12 protein-coding genes are annotated in these 17,875 nt (G+C 32.2%); 9 read left to right on the top strand and 3 right to left on the bottom strand.

Annotation, left to right across the window (positions count from 1 at the left end; translation table 11 throughout):
* Positions 1-32: 32 nt before the first annotated feature.
* From F0000_RS13915 to bshB1, 6 genes are all read left to right on the top strand, one after another.
* On the top strand, positions 33-2,669 hold the full coding sequence (locus F0000_RS13915; RefSeq protein ID WP_255452752.1) for an AsmA-like C-terminal region-containing protein: 2,637 nt from the start codon (positions 33-35) through the stop codon (positions 2,667-2,669).
* Positions 2,670-2,963: 294 nt separating this feature from the next.
* Positions 2,964-4,229, top strand: coding sequence for a hypothetical protein (locus tag F0000_RS13910; RefSeq protein ID WP_149625331.1), 1,266 nt, complete (start codon positions 2,964-2,966; stop codon positions 4,227-4,229).
* A 37-nt stretch (positions 4,230-4,266) separates the two neighbouring features.
* The gene (locus F0000_RS13905; protein ID WP_149625330.1) at positions 4,267-4,704 is read left to right on the top strand and encodes a hypothetical protein; all 438 of its coding nucleotides are present in this window, start codon (positions 4,267-4,269) and stop codon (positions 4,702-4,704) included.
* An 828-nt stretch (positions 4,705-5,532) separates the two neighbouring features.
* Positions 5,533-6,786, top strand: a complete 1,254-nt coding sequence (locus F0000_RS13900) for a hypothetical protein (RefSeq protein WP_149625329.1) — start codon at positions 5,533-5,535, stop codon at positions 6,784-6,786.
* A 34-nt stretch (positions 6,787-6,820) separates the two neighbouring features.
* Positions 6,821-7,264: a hypothetical protein gene (locus F0000_RS13895; RefSeq protein ID WP_149625328.1), complete on the top strand. Its 444-nt coding sequence runs from the start codon at positions 6,821-6,823 to the stop codon at positions 7,262-7,264.
* 61 nt (positions 7,265-7,325) lie between these two features.
* Positions 7,326-8,042: a bacillithiol biosynthesis deacetylase BshB1 gene (bshB1, locus tag F0000_RS13890; protein WP_149625327.1), complete on the top strand. Its 717-nt coding sequence runs from the start codon at positions 7,326-7,328 to the stop codon at positions 8,040-8,042.
* Positions 8,043-8,644: 602 nt separating this feature from the next.
* On the opposite strand, the gene F0000_RS13885 is transcribed toward bshB1, so the two are convergent.
* Together F0000_RS13885 and F0000_RS13880 are read right to left on the bottom strand one after the other, a co-directional pair.
* A complete protein-coding gene (locus F0000_RS13885; RefSeq protein WP_149625326.1) occupies positions 8,645-9,784 on the bottom strand; it encodes an AEC family transporter in 1,140 nt (379 codons plus the stop codon).
* 4 nt (positions 9,785-9,788) lie between these two features.
* Entirely contained in the window at positions 9,789-10,979 is a 1,191-nt protein-coding gene (locus F0000_RS13880; RefSeq protein WP_149625325.1) for a histidinol-phosphate transaminase, read from the bottom strand.
* Between the two features lie 1,174 nt (positions 10,980-12,153).
* On the opposite strand from F0000_RS13880, the gene F0000_RS27765 reads away from it, so the two are divergent.
* From F0000_RS27765 to F0000_RS13865, 3 genes are all read left to right on the top strand, one after another.
* The gene (locus tag F0000_RS27765) at positions 12,154-12,816 is read left to right on the top strand and encodes an AraC family transcriptional regulator (protein ID WP_188112124.1); all 663 of its coding nucleotides are present in this window, start codon (positions 12,154-12,156) and stop codon (positions 12,814-12,816) included.
* Positions 12,817-12,897: 81 nt separating this feature from the next.
* Positions 12,898-14,097, top strand: coding sequence for a leucine-rich repeat domain-containing protein (locus tag F0000_RS13870; protein WP_149625323.1), 1,200 nt, complete (start codon positions 12,898-12,900; stop codon positions 14,095-14,097).
* A 55-nt stretch (positions 14,098-14,152) separates the two neighbouring features.
* Positions 14,153-15,475: a serine hydrolase gene (locus F0000_RS13865; RefSeq protein WP_149625322.1), complete on the top strand. Its 1,323-nt coding sequence runs from the start codon at positions 14,153-14,155 to the stop codon at positions 15,473-15,475.
* A gap of 371 nt (positions 15,476-15,846) precedes the next feature.
* Here the strand turns inward: F0000_RS13865 and F0000_RS13860 are convergent, their stop codons facing one another.
* Positions 15,847-17,499, bottom strand: coding sequence for an alpha/beta fold hydrolase (locus F0000_RS13860; protein WP_149625321.1), 1,653 nt, complete (start codon positions 17,497-17,499; stop codon positions 15,847-15,849).
* Positions 17,500-17,875: the final 376 nt, after the last annotated feature.

Genomic DNA, 17,875 nt, shown 5'->3' with positions numbered 1-17,875 from the left:
GTATATCGTTACTTTGTATAAAAGCACACATCATGATCAAAAAAGTCCTTAAAATACTGGGTATTCTGATTTTAGTATTACTAATCGCGCTTATTTCTATACCTCTATTATTTGGAGGAACCATAAAAGAAAAAATTAAATACTTAGCGAATGAACACGTAAATGCTAAAGTAGATTTTGCCGATGTTGACATAAGCCTTATCAGAAGCTTTCCTCAAGCATCTGTAGTTATCAATGAGCTTTCTCTCCTCAATTACACTCCTTTTGAAGGTGACACATTAGCCTACGCAAAAAAGATATCCCTTGATATGTCTATAAATGAATTGTTTAAAGGTGCATCAGAACCTATTCGCGTTAAAAAATTCATTGTTGATGAAGCGACCATTGCGATCAAGACTGATTCTCTGAACAATTCTAATTTTGACATTACAAAAAAAGATACAAGTACTCCAGAGCCTGTAACAAAAGATGAAGGAGGTTCTTTTACTTTTGAATTAAGCCATTATGAAATTAATAATAGCAAATTACTATTCCAGGACGATATCAGTAAAACGATACTGGCAATGACCAATATTAATCATAGTGGAGACGGCTCTTTATCAGGAGATAAAATAATCCTTGACACACAATCTCACTCAGAGGTATCTTTTAGCCTTGACAATACCAAATACTTAGACAAACACTCACTACATTTAGACGCAGCATTAGAACTTGATCTGGAAAATCAGCGCTATACGTTCAAAGAAAATAAAGCATTGATCAATCAATTACCTCTGGCATTTGCCGGCTATGTACAATTAGATGAAAAATTCACGGATGTAGATATTAGTTTTAAGACGCCAGACTCTGATTTCAAAAATTTCTTAGCGGTAATTCCCGAAGTATATGCCAAAAATCTTAGTGGTGTTAAGACCTCTGGAGAATTCTCTATTAATGGAATTATAAAAGGAAAAGTAGATGATACCTATATCCCAAAAATGGATATTCAAATTGCTTCTAGCAATGCTTCTTTTAAGTATCCCGATCTTCCTAAAAGTGTACAGAATATTACTATAGACACCCAAATAAAGAATGAAACAGGTCTGATAGATGATACGTATATCAATATCGGAAACTTAACTTTTAGAATAGATCAGGACACTTTTGCTGCCAAAGGAAGTCTACGTAATATCACAAAAAACATGATTGTAGATATGGCCGTAAAAGGAGCCCTAAATCTGGAAAATCTGGATAAGGCATACCCTCTGGAACTCGAACAGAAACTCAATGGAATTCTGAAAGCAGATATAAACACTCATTTTGATATGCAATCTTTAGAAAAAGAGCAATATCAAAATGTAAAAAGCTCAGGAGTGGTTAGTCTAGATCAGTTCAAATATGCATCGCCCGAATTGCCCAATGAAATAGAAATTTCAACGGCCAATGTTAGTTTTAAACCAGAAACTATCACACTGGATAAAATGACTGTTACTACAGGCAAATCAGATCTTACGGCTGGCGGAACAATTAGCAACCTTATGGGATTCCTCTTTGCAAAACAGGATCTCAAAGGAGATTTTGATGTTAGTTCTGATGTATTTGCTGTTGCTGACTTTATGGTTGCCGATAGTGGAAATGAAGAACAGAATACCAATGAGTCTCATACTGAAGAGCAAGCTTTGAAAATCCCTTCATTTCTTGACGCTACTCTCAATTTTAATGCAAAAAAAGTACTCTACGATAATCTGGAACTAAGGAACACCAAAGGAAGTGTAAAAATAAATGATGAAACTGCCTATTTACAAAACGTAACTTCTCAACTATTTGATGGTGGACTCGCATTTAATGGTAAAGTTTCTACCAAATCCGAAACACCTACTTTTGGTATGAACTTAGATCTAAGCAAGATTAACATTGTAAAATCTTTTGCTAGTTTAGAATTGTTACAGAGCCTTGCTCCTATTGCAAAAGCTCTGGCTGGAGCGTTAACGACACAAATAAATCTAAATGGAAATCTAAATGATGACTTAACTCCTGCACTTACTTCTCTTAAAGGAAATGCTTTAGCAGAAATACTCAATGCCAAAGTAAGTACATCGCAAACCCCGCTATTATCCAAATTAGATGGGCAACTTAATTTTATTAATCTAGACAAATTAAACCTAAAGAATATCAAAACATCCCTTAGTTTTGATGATGGGAAAATTAATGTAAAACCATTTGAGTTTGATGTTAAGGGTATAAAAATCAAAGCAGGTGGTAGCCATAGTTTTGACATGAATATGGATTATAATGTTGCATTAGATGTTCCTGCAAAATATTTAGGAAAGGATGTAAGCGGACTTCTCTCTCAACTTAGTGACAAAGAAGCCAACGATATGACTGTTGCCATGCCTGTAGGCATCTCAGGAAATTTTTCGAATCCTAAAATAAACCTAAACACAGGACAGGCTGTAAAACAATTAACGCAACAAATTATCAGTAAACAGAAAGGTAAAGCCAAAGACAAAATTGTCAATGAAGGAACCAAAGTGCTAACTGATTTATTAGGAGGATCTAAAAAAGACAAAGATTCTACAAAAACAAATACCGAGAAACCTGAAGATAAAATTAAAGACGCTGCAAAAGATATCTTAGGAGGATTTCTGAAAAAAAAGAAGAAAAAAGACACGAAAGACCCTAAGAATTAAGGTGGTTTTATAAAAAGTGTATTTTTTTTATTACATTAGTCTGGGGAAAAACTTCTTAAAAGAAATGGAATTCAATTGGAACTAACTGTAATTATATTAAAATCAGAATGTTTATCCATTTCAAAAAACAACAAAAATATTACTTGTAATTTTCTTTGTATTAAAACTACAATTTTAACTCAATAACGTCGTTAAAACTAGATCGACTATTGCGTAAAATTACAACTGATTAAAAACAATCTTAATAACCTATAATTTCGTTTGCAGAAATATTAACCTCGTCATCAAATAATTATGAAATCAGCTGTTTTTCCTCTAACACTTTTATTGTTTTTACCCATACTATTATTTTCTCAAAATAATGAAGGCAAAATGAAATGGGCAATGGACTGGACAAAGTATGATTCTAATCATGAAGCCTATCCAATTGCAGAAGAACAACTCCCTGCAATCATAGATACAGACACATACCTAAGAAATGATACCGTGTATCTTCTATCAGGCATTGTATATGTAACTAACGGAGCCACACTCTCGATCCAGGAAGGATCAATTATACGATGTGATCATAAAACAGCTACTAGTTTGGTAATCGCTAAAGAATCCAAACTTATAGCCAGAGGATTAAGAGGTCAGCCAATTGTATTTACTTCTAACAATTCTCCAAAAGGAAGAAAAAGTGGAGACTGGGGCGGAATTATAATAGCAGGATCTGCTAAGGTCAATTCGCCATCAGGAACTGGAGTGATAGAAGGAGATTATAACCCTCAATATTCTGTATATGGTGGTAATAACAGTGAAGAAAGCACTGCCATTATGACGTATGTCCGAATTGAATATGCAGGACAAAAACATAGTTCGTCCAAAGAATTAAGTGGATTGTCCCTTTATGCTTTGGGATCAGGTTCTATTATCAACAATATAATGGTTAGTTATTCTGGGGATGATTCTTTTGAATGCATTGGTGGTAATTTAAATATGAATAATCTTATTTCGTATAAGGCAAAAGATGACGATTTTGATTTTAGCCTGGGGTATAAAGGTGTGCTATACAATATTATTGCTATCAGACATCCATATATAACAGACATAAGCGGTTCATATGCAATCGAAATAGATGGTTATGACAAAAAATCCGGGTTGCTCTCCAAAGAATCTGTGTCACAGGTAATCGTTAAAGACGCTACCCTGATCAATTTATCAGATCATAGTAATTACCAACATACACATGCAGCTATTTCATCAAAAAACTTAGCTAAGATAAATTTTAGCAACTCCAGAATATCTGGTTTTGCCAATGTTGTAAAATTTGATAAATCTTTTAAAACATATCTGGATATCCAAAAATCTTTTTCATTAGAAAATAGTATTTTCAATGTTCATGACACAGCTGTTTTGGTTAAATATGAACCAAAAACAGGAACTAGAAATATTCTTAAATACAATATGTTCACAATACAATTTAAAAGTGCAGAAGACTTATTCACAGACCCTCTGGACAAAAAGAATCCAACATTTACTTTAAAACAATCCCTTGATAGTTATACTGTAATGCAGTAAATTTGGTATTCACTTTTTATTAATTAATACTTCTAAAATGAAATATATTACTATAGCGCTATTCTCCGTATTTATAATGAGCATTAGTTTTGCACAATCAAAAAAAAATGTATTCTTTGATCAAAGTACATTGACAGATAAATTCCATACAATTGATGAATTAGAGGACTTAAAAAAAGGAGAGCTCGTTCAACTCTACACAGAGAGAACAAATGAAATTATTACATTATTACCATATTTGGCATTGACCAATGAATCTGGTGTAAGTCTTTCTGATATCGGAATTAAAGAAAGTTCTGATAACTTAAAAGTATTAGATAAACATCATGAAGTTACGACAGAAGCGTTTGAAAGCACTAGTAACCTTATTTCAGAATTCATCCCATATGCAGATACAGAAAAAATAATATGGTCCATTTTATATTTTGAAGAAATCATTAAAAAGATAAGAATAGGAGTAAATGGAAATTTTTAAAATGATTGTATTTTAAAAATTTCCATTAAGAAATTATGTTTTTCATAGATATCGATCTTTTTTATAAGGTTTTGCTGTCGCAATTATGACACAAAAATAAACTACCTCGGGGCAAGCCCACGAGGCATTTATTAGAAAAAAATCATTTCGATCTCGAGGCAAGCCTCGGAGCATTTAAATCTCGATTATCGAGTAAATCATTCGGTATTATGATTAACTGATATATCGGTATAAAAACCTATATGTCATAGTAACATCAGTAGTTTACCAAGCAAAACAATAAACCACTATGGATCTGAAAACCATAGCTTTAAACAAAAGAATGAAATTCTTTATTCACATTATTCTAATATCCACCCAAACGATATGACAACTCAAATTGCTTATTGAATGTGAATTCTTACGATAATTTGACATGCAACAAAACTAAAACATTTATAGAACCCGAAGTAACTGCAATGAAATTGCAGGGTTTTAATCTTTAACTAGATAATAAATTCTCACAATTGATTCTCTGCAATTATTACAATCCCAAAAATGGATAAATATTAACTTCATAACTCATTCTTACAGCATTTCACTGAGTAAACCTCGGGGCAAGCACACAAGGCATTTATTGAAAAATGCATTTTGATTTCGAGGCAATACGGAGCATTTAAATTTCGATTATTGAGTAAAAAAAAGTTAATAAACAGTTACTAGTGTAATCTCTCTCTTACATTATCGACATATTTAGTGTTATTATATTAGAAATAATATTTTCAAAATATAATATTTCATATAAAATGATAAAAGTTTATTCACACGTATAAGCTAAAGATAAAAGTCATGAGAAAGAAAAATATACTTCCCTTAATTTTATTAATAGTTTCATTTTCGGGATTAGCACAAACCGCTTTTAATACCAATAACACTAAATGGGCCAGAGGTTGGACTAATTTTGAACCAAATAGCAATAACTATCCTAATCACGATGAAATATTACCTAATATTATCGAAGAAGATACGTATCTAAAAAATGAGACTGTCTACTTGATGTCTGGTGACACGTATGTCATTAATGGAGCTTCATTAACGATACAGGAAGGAACGCTAATAAAAGCAGATACTGAAAAATCTACCAATTTAATTATTACCAAAGGAGCCAAACTTATTGCAAATGGTAGTAAGACATCTCCGATTGTGTTTACCTCCAATAAATCTGCCAATGCTAGAAAAAGTGGTGACTGGGGAGGAATAACAATCATAGGATCCGGAAAAGCAAATACCAAAGAAGCTGCTGCAATTATAAAAGGAGCGTTTAATCCATTATATACCAATTTTGGAGGTGACAAACCAGACGAAGAAACTGCTGTTTTAAGATATGTTAGAATTGAGTATGCCGGTAAATCTACCAACGGCCTTTCTATGTATGCCTTCGGAAACAAATCGGTAGTTGAAAATATTATGATTAGCTATTCTGCAGATGATTCTTTTGAATGGCATGCGGGAGAGTTTACTTCAAAAAATTTAATATCCTTAAAATCACGAGATGATGATTTTGATTTCACACAAGGATTTAAAGGTGAACTTACTAATATCATAGCTATCAAACACCCTTATATCACAAGTAATAATGGTTCCTATGCCATTGAAGTAGATGGTTATAATAAAAAAATTGGTTTTAAACAATCTGAAAAACTTTCTGGCATCGATATCACAGGAGCAACACTGATAAGCCTGGTAGACGAAAGTAACTACACCCACTCCAGAGCTGCAATATCCATAAATAATCTAGGTGAGTTATACTTAAATAATTCTAATATATCCGGTTTCTCTGATGTTGTACAATTAGACAAGTCTTTTTCTACAATCAAAATGATAGATATGGCATTTAAACTTGATAATAGCTTTTTTAATATTCACGGAGAAGGCGTAATTACCAAAAACAATATTACAGGAAGCACATTTAATCTACTGAAATACAATCGATTTACTAAAGAATTTCAACAATCAGAGGAGCTTTTTAATGATCCATTAAATAAATCAAATCCAGATTTTACTTTAAAAAATGCACGAAACAACTATATGGTTCTGCAATAAAATAAAGAATTAAACAATCAAAAACATCAATCACATGAAGAAAATTATACTACTATATACCTTATTAATATTCTCAATAAGCACTATGAATGCTCAGGGAAAGAAAAAAGGAATCCTATTTGGCAATGATAAGTTAGTTACTCAATTTCACACCATTGATGAATTACAAGAACTTAATAAAGGAAAACTAATTGAATTATATCTGGAGCGAACACGTGAAATTTTTGTAGTACTACCCTACCTTTCTTTATCAAACAAACCAGGAACAAGCCTTAGTGACATAGGTATTAAAGAAGATTCGGATAATTTAAAAATAGTTGAAAAGAATAATGAAATTGCGGATAGAGCTTTTGAATACACTACAAACACCATAAAAGAACTTACCCCCTATTCTGATACTGATAAAATCATATGGACCATCCTCTACTTAGAAGAAATGATAAAAAAAATGCGTCTGGGAGCCAACGGAAATATATAACCATCCAGTGTTTAGGACTATACTACCTATTTCTGTAAACAATTAGAAAAACAAAATGTAAATGAAATTAGATATGTTAGCTATAGGTGCGCATCCTGATGATGTAGAATTAGCCTGTGGCGGTACTATAGCAAAGGAGGTTTCTCTAGGTAAAAAAGTAGGGATTCTTGATTTAACCAGAGGAGAATTGGGCACAAGAGGAACACCGGAAATAAGAGATGCAGAAGCCAGAAGAGCAGCAGAAATATTAAATGTCGCTACACGCGAAAATCTTGGTTTTAGAGATGGTTTTTTTAGCAATGATGAAAAACACCAAGTTGACGTCATTAAAATCATCAGAAAATACAGACCAGAAATAGTCCTCTGCAATGCAATACATGATCGACATGTAGATCATGGTAAAGGTAGTAAATTGGCAAGTGATTCCTGTTTTTTATCTGGGTTAAATAAGATAGAAACTACAGTTAATGGAGTAAAACAAAAAGCATGGAGACCTAAGCAGGTATATCACTATATTCAATGGTATGATATAAAACCAGATTTTATAGTAGATATTAGCGCTCATATGGATAAAAAGATGGAGAGTATTTTAGCATATCGTTCTCAATTCTATGACCCCAACAGTAAAGAACCTGAAATTCCTATCTCTAGTGAGATCTATAAAGAAAGTATCAAATTCAAAGCATATGATTTAGCAAGAGTTGCGAGCATACAATATGCAGAAGCTTTTACTACAGAACGATATATTGCCGTAGATTCTATTTTTGATTTAATTTGATACTATCTATTTTAGTTTAAGTATTTCATGGCTTTTCTAATTACTCTTCTTGGCAAATTACCTCGGGGCAAGCCTGGCATTTATTAAAAAAAACATTTTGATTTCGAGGCAAGCCTCGGAGCATTTAAATCTCGATTATCGAGTAATACGATTTACGAATAAAAATTTCGCATCTAATGACATTCTTTTTACGAAATTCTCATCCGTAAATCGTATAAAATCCTAAAAATAGGCAGTTAAATGTTAACTTTTTTCAAGGTTTTATTTTTCTCGTTAATATACTTTTGTGTTTAGAGCCTATAGGAATTTTAATTTTATTTATATAAATATAGTCCGGCGTCATCGAGTCAATTTTTTTATGTACTACAAATTAGTTGTAAAATTATATAGAGATAGTATGATTGATAAGAAGTATATGATTTTTAGCTATCCATCCTATATGTAAGGTAGCGAGATGTTTTCACTCAGAATTATTGAATGAACCTCATCTTATCGTTTTCTATTTCATAAAAAACAGCTAGGTTCAACTTACAAATTTTGAGTTCTTCGTCTTTGGTGAATTCTCAAAAATCAAGTTTTATCAATACATGGCACTGTACTGATTACACCTTCTTATAATCCATCCATTTAAATCGGATTGCTTTGCTATTAGAACGCATTCCTTTGATCTCTTTTAATCGAATCCATATAACTAGAACAGAACCGATTCCCAGACACGCAACGGCAACAGCTACAATATGAGAAGGTATCATCATAAAATCAGGATTAAGCATCACTGTCATAATTATCAATGTGGATAGTGGAAACGATAAAGCAAGTAGATTGATAGCTGTAGAACTCTTAAATGTTTTTTCTTTTCCAAGTTCTTTTTTCTCTTTTTCACTAATGCCAGCGATATGGGCATATGGCCAAAAGCTACAAGCACTCAATGAAAAAGCTAACATCCAAAGAATATCTTCTCGAACAGAAATCTGCATTACCCATATGACTCCTGCACTTATAAGCATAACAACTCCTGCACGTATTATAAGTATAGAAAGTAGTTTGATACATTGATCTTTACGAATTTTTACAGCTAAACCGATAAATATCATTACCAATGGTGTCATTAATAGACTTAATTTCTGTATCGTATCTTGGGCGATGGCGGGTAAAGTTTCAAAAGAAAATCCAAAAGTCATCAAGGCTAAAGCTACTAATATTAATAAGGTTACGGGTTCCGAAAATAATGTAATTAATAAGGTTTTTAATTTACCCTTTTCCTTTTTATTATTATTATTAGAAGTTTGTTTAAAATACCATTGTGTTGCAATACTATACAGTATAATTAAAACAAAGACTTTGTTGCCTAAATCGGCCATTGCGGCTTTGGCAAGATATTCTTGTCCTAAAATTTCTGAAATGAATGGGAAACAAGATAAACCTGGCGCCAGTGATGGAATCATCAAGCGCATCGTTCTGTAATCAGAACTATCTTTTTTAAAACCAACAAGTAATAAAATAAGTGGAAATATATAAAATAAAAGTAGGTTGATTCCTAAAGCCATCAAAGGAAATCCTACTAATCCCGGATCTATGTCTATCCCCATTAAGGCGATAAAAATGGTAGCGGGTAGTGCAAGATTAAGAATTATTTTTTTTAAACCTTGTATTTCTGCTTTCGAATTGAATTTGCGTTTTAAGAAGAATCCTATAACGATAAAAATTCCAAATAATATTGTTTTTTGAATCGTTGCGTCCATAAATTTATGCCAGGATTTCGGAAATTGATTCGCTAAAAATTTTCATTTCTTCCATAGTACCTATGCTTACTCTGCACCAGTTTTGATCCCAAAATGTAAAAGCACGTACTACTACTTTTTTATCATAAATTTTTTTTAAGAACTCATTACCATCCATTTGTATCGGAAATATCAAGAAATTGGTTTCTGATGGCATAGGGGTAATCCCCATTTCTTTGAGAACATTAGTGGTATATGTTTTTGCATCTATGATTTTTTGTTTTGTAGAAGCCAAAAATTCGGCATCATCCATACTAGCATTTGCAGCAGCAATAGTAGGACCGGAGATTCCCATCCCGGCACGAGTGATTTTTTGAATTTTCTCTAGTAAGGCAGTAGAACCTAACATATAGCCAATTCGTAAACCCGCCATCCCATGAATTTTAGAAAATGTTCTGGAAATTAAAATGTTTTTACCTTCTGTAACTAAAGAAGCCATACTATTGGCTGCTCCACTATTTGTAAGTTCTATATAAGCTTCATCTATAAAAACCGGAACTTTGTCAGATACACGCGCGCAAAAATTCTTTAGTTTTTCAACATCTGTAATGGTTGCTGTTGGATTATTAGGATTGGTAATATATACCAATTTAGTTTGATCGTCTATAGCAGCTTCCATAGCTTCCAAATCGTGCTGATAATCTTTGGTAAGTTTTATAGCTTTCCAGTTTCCTCCAAATGCCTTGGCTACACTTACCAGTGACATATAACTTGGATCCGCACTCACGACATTCCCTCCGTTTTGAAAAAGAACCAATGCTGTTTTTTCTAATAAATCAGAAGAACCTGGTCCCATCATGATTTGGTTGGATTTAACTCCTTCTCTCTTAGCAATTTTCTCTATTAATTCACCTAAAGACATCCAAGAATAGTGATTACCCTTGAACACTTTCTCCTGAAAAGCCTTCGCTGCTTTCTTAGAAGGACCATATGGATTTTCATTCCATACTAAACGTGCTTTTATCGTACTTAAATCAGGAAACTCTGGAGGAGTGAACTCATCAAACACAGGATTTTGATATAGAAACTTACGATTATTTTTCTGCGCATCAGTCACTGTATCTGACCATATTTCTGAAGGTACCAACGCCATTGCTCCAAAAGTTAAAAATCCTTTTTTAAGCCATTCCCTTCTGTCGATTTGTGTAGTTGTCATAGCACCTTTTTTTATTACAATTAGCTATGGTAAATTACTAATTAGTTCTAATAATAAAAGGATTAAAATTTCAAAAATCAGGCTTTTATTTTGAGTAATGTACAAGAATTAACATAAAAAAATAAAACCGATTAATGCCTTTATTTTTTACACTAAATTAACTTTTATAATATATTTTTTACAGCTAAACACCTTTTTGATTATATTATTTACAATAAACTAAAAGAAGTTTTAAGATTTTATTTTGTAATGCTTAAAAGAGATTGTTCAAAAATGGTTTTATTGTCTTAGAAAAACTTTTAAGTCATCACTTTTTTTCATAGCATACGACAAGGATTTATTACTAAATGACTTTTCGGGTTTATGATTCGCCAAGGATACCACATAATGAGATATTTTATGTTTCGTTAGTACAATATATACAAGACTTAGAATCTAGCGCCTCGAGGTGTGGGAGTTCGAGTCTCCCTGCCCGCACTGTAAAAAAAAGCTTCTTGGAAACAAGAGACTTTTTTTGTTTATGTCCTGTGCCTTTTTTGAACTTCATCAACTTTTAATTTAAACCCCTACTATATGAACGTATTATACGCTTATTCATCTCATATACATATTAATGTTATAAATTCTGTTATTTTTATAACATATGAAAAGTAATTAAAACCGATGTATCGGTTAAAACCTAATCACATTAAGTTGAAATTTTATGAACTTAAACCTTACAGCTACTTTAATCCTTTTTGGTTTATTCCAGAGTACAATAATGATATTTCTCATAATCAGAAACAGAAATTGGAAACAAACACCAAATAAGTTGCTTATAGGGCTTTTATTAGTAGTTGGTATTTCTCTAGTTCCTACTTTCTTGGGGAATTCTGGATTATTGGAAAAAAATGATCATTTAAGATTTTTACCATTCAATTTGGTGATTTTTATCTTTCCTTTATTATATCTATATCTTAAATCTCTTTTGAGTTACTCTTTTCGGTTTGATTTTAAAAGTTTCCTCCATTTAATTTTACCTCTTGTTTTCACGGTGTACTACATTCTGATTTGGATAGGCAGTTTGACTGTTTCTCCTGAAATGAAGGGAGTATGGATCTTGCGATATGGGTATTTCGAGATTCAATTACTACATAACATTATCCTTTTGCTATTGCTTTTTAGTTACACAATTATGTCATACTTACAAGTAAGGAATTATGAAGCGATCAATATTTCAAAAGAAGCTGGTAAATATCGTACCTGGATGCTGACTTTGCTAGGTCTATTTTTTGTCGGAGTGCTATTCGAATTAATTACCACTCTTCTGGGTAAGATCTATGGCTACTGGAAGAGTTCACCCGTAGATGATTGGTTGGGCTTTTCGTTAACCATGATGGTTAAAATATATAATGGCGTTGTATTGTATATCATTTCTTTGGTAGGTTATTTATCATATTCAAATCCTAAATTGAAAAAGCAGCCTGTAAGCAAAGCTGTCGCTGATGAGCAAGTAAAATCAATCTTACATATAATGAAGGCTAAAAAACCTTTTCTAAGCGCTGACTTTTCTTTATCAACATTTGCAGAACTAATGGAAACCACTCCTAGTATTTTATCTAAATTACTCAACAGTTATTTGGATACTTCTTTTAATGATTTTACTAATAAATATAGAATTGAAGAAGTAAAAGATAAACTTAGAAAAGGATTACATAAGAGTCTTACACTAGAATACATTGCAGAAGATTCTGGTTTTAAATCTAAAACCACCTTTTATAGAGCATTCTCCAAGTTTTCCTCACAGACCCCCAAAGAATATATCAAACAATTGGAAAAGGAGAAAAAAGTTTCATAATATAATTTGAAACTTTTTTTACCAGAACTTAGTGTTTACTTACCATAACAATTGTTGATTTTTGAGGTAAAACAGTTACTTATGCAATTTTCAAAAATACTATTGATATGCCTGTTATTAGGTTTAACAACATTGGTTTATGCGCAAAATAAAAATGAGCAAATCTCAATCGAGGATTTCTATCTCGATTTAGCAATACGCAATTATTTGGATAAACCCACAGGCAAACTTTTGCAGTCTGACCTGGAGTCATTAACTCGTTTTGTTGCAGTAGAAAAAGGAATTACTTCATTGGTTGGTATAGAAAATGCCACAAACCTCACATATCTGAGGTTGGATAACAATAGCATCACAAATTTAGAGCCGATTGCAAATCTTATCAAACTGGAGATATTAAATATTAATGGTAATAAAGTTGAGGATATAAAGCCAATAAGCGGTCTAATCAATTTAAACACACTTTCCTTTGACAGAAATAATGTTTCCAATATTGATGCACTTTACACATTAAAAAACATCAAGAACGTAACAGGAAATTTCAATCAAATTAGAGATATATCAGCAATAAAAAATTGGAAGAAATTAACCCATTTTAATATGGCCTTCAATAAATTGGAGACTTTAGAGCCATTAAAAGACTTAGTCCAGCTTAAAGGCATTTGGATACCTGATAATAATGTAGCAGATATAAAAGCTGTATCGAAGCTAAAAAAACTTGAGGTTCTCATATTGGAAAAAAACCCTATTTCGGATATTTCAGCTATCGAAAGCCTCACTAAGCTCATTCAGGTAAATCTTATGAATACCAAGATAAAAAAATTTGAACCTTTATCAAATCTCAAAAATATAGGTGTATTGGTATTGAGACAAAATCAAATTAAAGAATTGAAATTTCTTGAAGGCTTAACCAACATCGAATGGCTCGATTTAAGGGAAAATCAAATCGACAATATTGACGAGCTGAAAAACCTGAGTCAACTAAAAAAATTATTCTTATCAAGGAACCAAATAAAGTCAATTGTTCCTATTACATCTTTGGGAAATCTTGATTGGGTTATGTTTGATTACAATAATATAGATAACCTATGGCCATTGCACAATTTAGAAGGTATCACGGATGTTTCCTTACATAACAATCCATTGGATAATAATACTGAATTGGCCAATATGAATAAGAAAATAATCCAAAATATTAAATCAAAACGCAAGAATATCCTAACAAAGGAAATAGAGATAAATTCCATCTATCAAGTAGCGCCAAGTAAAAAATTAATAAAATAATATACACGTAATCGATCTAAAATCAATCGTCTTAATTAAAACCAAATATCTTACCATGAGAATACCGTCGTATCTTTTTCTTTTGTTTACAATTTGCTCATTCGGACAAAAAGAAATATCATTTGATTTAGAAAAAATATTACCTACCTGGCAACAAGAGTATAAAGTTCCTGCCGTTGCGGTAGGTATTATTAAAAACGGAAAAGTCTCATACGCCAAAGTTTTTGGTGAGCAAAGAATCGGAGTACCCGCTAATCGTGAGAGTATTTTTACCGTAGCCTCTCTCACCAAACCTATATTTGCTACCGTAGTCCTAAATATAATATCCCAAGGAGATTTGTCTTTAGATGAACCACTTTATAAATATCATCTCGACCCAGATTTAAAAGTGGATACCAATCTCAAAAAATTGAATGCCAGATTTGTGTTGAGCCATCAATCCGGTTTTGTGAATTGGAGAAATATGACTCTATCAAAAAAATTGGCATTTAATTTTGAACCTGGTAGTCAGTATTTGTATTCTGGTGAAGGTTATGAATACCTTAGAAAAGCGATAACAAACAAAACAGGTGAAGGTCTGCCAAAATTGGCAGAAGGTTTACTTTTTGAGCCTTTAGGGCTCAAAAATATTTCATTCACTTGGAATCCCAGTTGGGATACGGATAAAGTAGTATATCCGCACAACAAAAATTATGAAGAATACAAATATGCTCCAAGAACAGAGTTAAACGCTGCAGCAGGATTGCTAACCACCATAGAAGATTACACTAAGGTTTGCTCCTATATTTTGAACGGAGCAAGTATATCGGAATCACTATTCAACGATATGATGACACCTCAAGTAAAGGTCAAAGAAAATCTTTTTTATGGCTTAGGATGGGAAGTTATACCAGAATTATCTAACGGTGAGTCGGTTATTATGCATTCAGGTAATGAAAATGGTATCAAAACCTTTGTAGTACTGCTACCCAAATCCAAAAAAGGAATGGTCATTTTTACCAATGCAGACGAGGGTTTTAAAGTATATCAAAAAATAGTAACATCTTATTTAGATGAAGGTGAAGAAATTTTCGAAATCAAAAGTAAAAAACTAGTCCCTACCGAGAAATATAAGATTTCGGCTGACCTTCTAAAAAACTATACGGGTACTTTCGAAATAAAAGAAAATGTCACCTTCAATATCGAAGAGGAAAACGGGAAACTCAAACTTGTTATTCCAGGACAAAAATCTACTAAGTTGGTAGCACAGTCGGAAAAAGTATTTTTAGTTGATGAAGAATTGAAAGTCGAATTTGTGAAAGATTATGAACACAACTTTAATACCGTTATTCTTTATCAATATTGTGTTAAGTCTTATGAAGGTAGAAGAGTAAAATAGAATTAACTTTGATAAATAAGATATCTGATTATGGACATAATATGTAGCATTACGAGGTGTGATACGATTTATAACTAAAAATTTCGCATATTCATCGTTTCTTTTTCCTTTCTACTTCGTTTAAAAAATAAACCGTAGCTATAGCTATGCTTGATTTTTTTGCCTTGCATAAAGAAAAAATAATTCAATGAATTTATACGAATTTTTTAATCACAAATCGTATGAGAGTTCAAGTTTCTACTGCTGCAACAAAAAAAGCTTCTCGTCTCTGAGAAGTTTTTTTGGATTACATTGATTCTGTTAAAGAATTTTTGTTTTGATTTCTTAAGTAATTAAAATAGATTGATAATTGACTCGGGCACAAACACAACTTAACCCACTAGTTCTGATGGACTTACTAAAAATTCCTTTTTAAAACATTTAGAAAAATACGAAGGACTAGAAAAGCCTGTTTGAAAAGCTATCTCAGCTACTGTGTTTTCCTGATCTAAGAGTAATTCTTTTGCGTGATGTAAACGCACAGAAGAAATGAGTTGATTAGGAGATTTATTGGTGATCGCTTTAAGTTTACGTTGTAATTGACGTTCACTAACACCTATCTCTCTACATAAGGTCGTAACACCAAAACAATCATTGCTCAAATGATTATAAATATTTTGAAGTACTTTTTCTAAAAAAGAATTGTGTTTCGCTAGTCTCTGTTGATCCGCATTTTGAAGCGTATCCAATTTTAGATTTTCGACGACTGTATACAACGAAATACATTCATCAGATGCTGTTTTAAAATTTGCTTTATGTGGAGCAAGACTTACTCCTGATCCTAATAACAAATTTTTTACAGTTTGCGTTAGTATTATTTGATTAGGTACCGGTTTTTGAAAAATTGTTGCTTCAAAATCTTCAGTCTGTTCACAAATACAATGCTGTACAAAACACTCCTTGATATCTATACCAAGTGATAATGGAGCATTAATATCTCTCATTGCTTTTACTAAATCAGAGCCGCAAAAAACAGCTTTACTTGGGCCTTCAAAAGTGGCTATAAATGTTTGTGGAGTATATTCGGCGATGCTTCCTTTATATTGTTTTAGGTATTTTTTAATAATTTCCTGATGTTCTGAACTATTAATACCAGAAGAAATAATACGACCAACCATAACAGTAAATAGTTTTTTCTCATAAACCGGTGCGGGCTCTATGTTATGTATAAAAGCTCCCATTGCTTCTAGAATAACATCGGTGTCTCCTACCCAAAATAGATGATCATTTCCTTCTAGTTCTAAAAATTTTGATCCGGGAATACGTTCAGAAATAAATTGCCCTTCCTGAATTTTTACATCAATATCATCTGTACGTTGTAATAACAAAGTAGGTACTTTTATAGATCCCAAAATGTCTATGATATCAACCTGAGTATTCATTTTTGTTAATTTCAAAGCCGCACTGGGACTAGCACCTAAACGAAAGTAACTAGCTAACCAATCCATAAAAGTTTTATCTTTTGCTTTAGAAGGCGCAAGTGATGCTAAATTCATCTCTCCACTGCCCCAATCATTCTCAATCATATCATAAACCACCTGACGCTCCTGATCGGTTGGTGCCCAAGGATAGTCTTTAGAATATCTCCTCTTTGCAAAAATACCAAAGGTGATTAAAGAAATAACACGATCAGGATAAGTTGCGCTAAATAACGCCGAGACACTTCCACCCTCGGAGTGTCCAAAAAGAACTGCTCTTTCAGAATCCACAGCATCCATAACTGCCGTAATATCTTCCATTCGCTCTTCTAGAGTAGCAAATTCTACAACCCTATCCGAAAGCCCTGTTCCTCTTTTATCAAAAAGGATTACCCTTGCAAACTTACCTAGTTCCGTAAAAAAATCAACCAATTCAGGACATAACCACATCCAATCGATATTAGATACCCATCCAGGAATATACACAATGTCTACTGGACCAGAACCAAAAACTTGATAAGCGATATTAACCAGACCACTCTTAGTATATTTGGTTTCAGGTTTCATAAAATATATCCTATTATTTTAATTTGATAAAACAGTATCATGCTTTTTTTGAGTAAAAATTATAAATAGTAAATAATCTTATCTAAAGTTAGACGTCTCCTTCTTAAACAAAGAAATGTATAAGGAGTCCACATTGCAAAAAAAAGAGGGTAGCAAAAGAGTATCAAAAATTACAAAATACTTAATATCAAACATTTAAATATAATTTTGATTTATTAAATTCTATTTATCATCTTAAGATGATAATAAGATATTATACGATTTGTGATTAAAAAATTCGTATAAATTCATTGAATTATTTTTTCTTTATGCAAGGCAAAAAAATCAAGCATAGCTATAGCTACGGTTTATTTTTTAAACGAAGTAGAAAGGAAAA

The sequence above is a fragment of the Aquimarina sp. RZ0 genome (assembly GCF_008370685.1).
In the GTDB taxonomy this organism is placed as follows: domain Bacteria; phylum Bacteroidota; class Bacteroidia; order Flavobacteriales; family Flavobacteriaceae; genus Aquimarina.
Note: the sequence above shows the minus strand (reverse complement) of the source record. Positions and strands in the feature narration are given on the sequence as shown.

What these genes read in the sequence shown, in the direction of transcription:
- F0000_RS13900 (WP_149625329.1), top strand. Translation starts at nt 5,533, where the DNA reads ATGAGAAAGAAAAATATACTTCCCTTAATTTTATTAATAGTTTCATTT.
- F0000_RS13915 (WP_255452752.1), top strand. Translation starts at nt 33, where the DNA reads ATGATCAAAAAAGTCCTTAAAATACTGGGTATTCTGATTTTAGTATTA.
- F0000_RS13905 (WP_149625330.1), top strand. Translation starts at nt 4,267, where the DNA reads ATGAAATATATTACTATAGCGCTATTCTCCGTATTTATAATGAGCATT.
- F0000_RS13865 (WP_149625322.1), top strand. Translation starts at nt 14,153, where the DNA reads ATGAGAATACCGTCGTATCTTTTTCTTTTGTTTACAATTTGCTCATTC.
- bshB1 (WP_149625327.1), top strand. Translation starts at nt 7,326, where the DNA reads ATGAAATTAGATATGTTAGCTATAGGTGCGCATCCTGATGATGTAGAA.
- F0000_RS13880 (WP_149625325.1), bottom strand. Translation starts at nt 10,979, where the DNA reads ATGACAACTACACAAATCGACAGAAGGGAATGGCTTAAAAAAGGATTT.
- F0000_RS13885 (WP_149625326.1), bottom strand. Translation starts at nt 9,784, where the DNA reads ATGGACGCAACGATTCAAAAAACAATATTATTTGGAATTTTTATCGTT.
- F0000_RS13895 (WP_149625328.1), top strand. Translation starts at nt 6,821, where the DNA reads ATGAAGAAAATTATACTACTATATACCTTATTAATATTCTCAATAAGC.
- F0000_RS27765 (WP_188112124.1), top strand. Translation starts at nt 12,154, where the DNA reads ATGTCATACTTACAAGTAAGGAATTATGAAGCGATCAATATTTCAAAA.
- F0000_RS13860 (WP_149625321.1), bottom strand. Translation starts at nt 17,499, where the DNA reads ATGAAACCTGAAACCAAATATACTAAGAGTGGTCTGGTTAATATCGCT.
- F0000_RS13910 (WP_149625331.1), top strand. Translation starts at nt 2,964, where the DNA reads ATGAAATCAGCTGTTTTTCCTCTAACACTTTTATTGTTTTTACCCATA.
- F0000_RS13870 (WP_149625323.1), top strand. Translation starts at nt 12,898, where the DNA reads ATGCAATTTTCAAAAATACTATTGATATGCCTGTTATTAGGTTTAACA.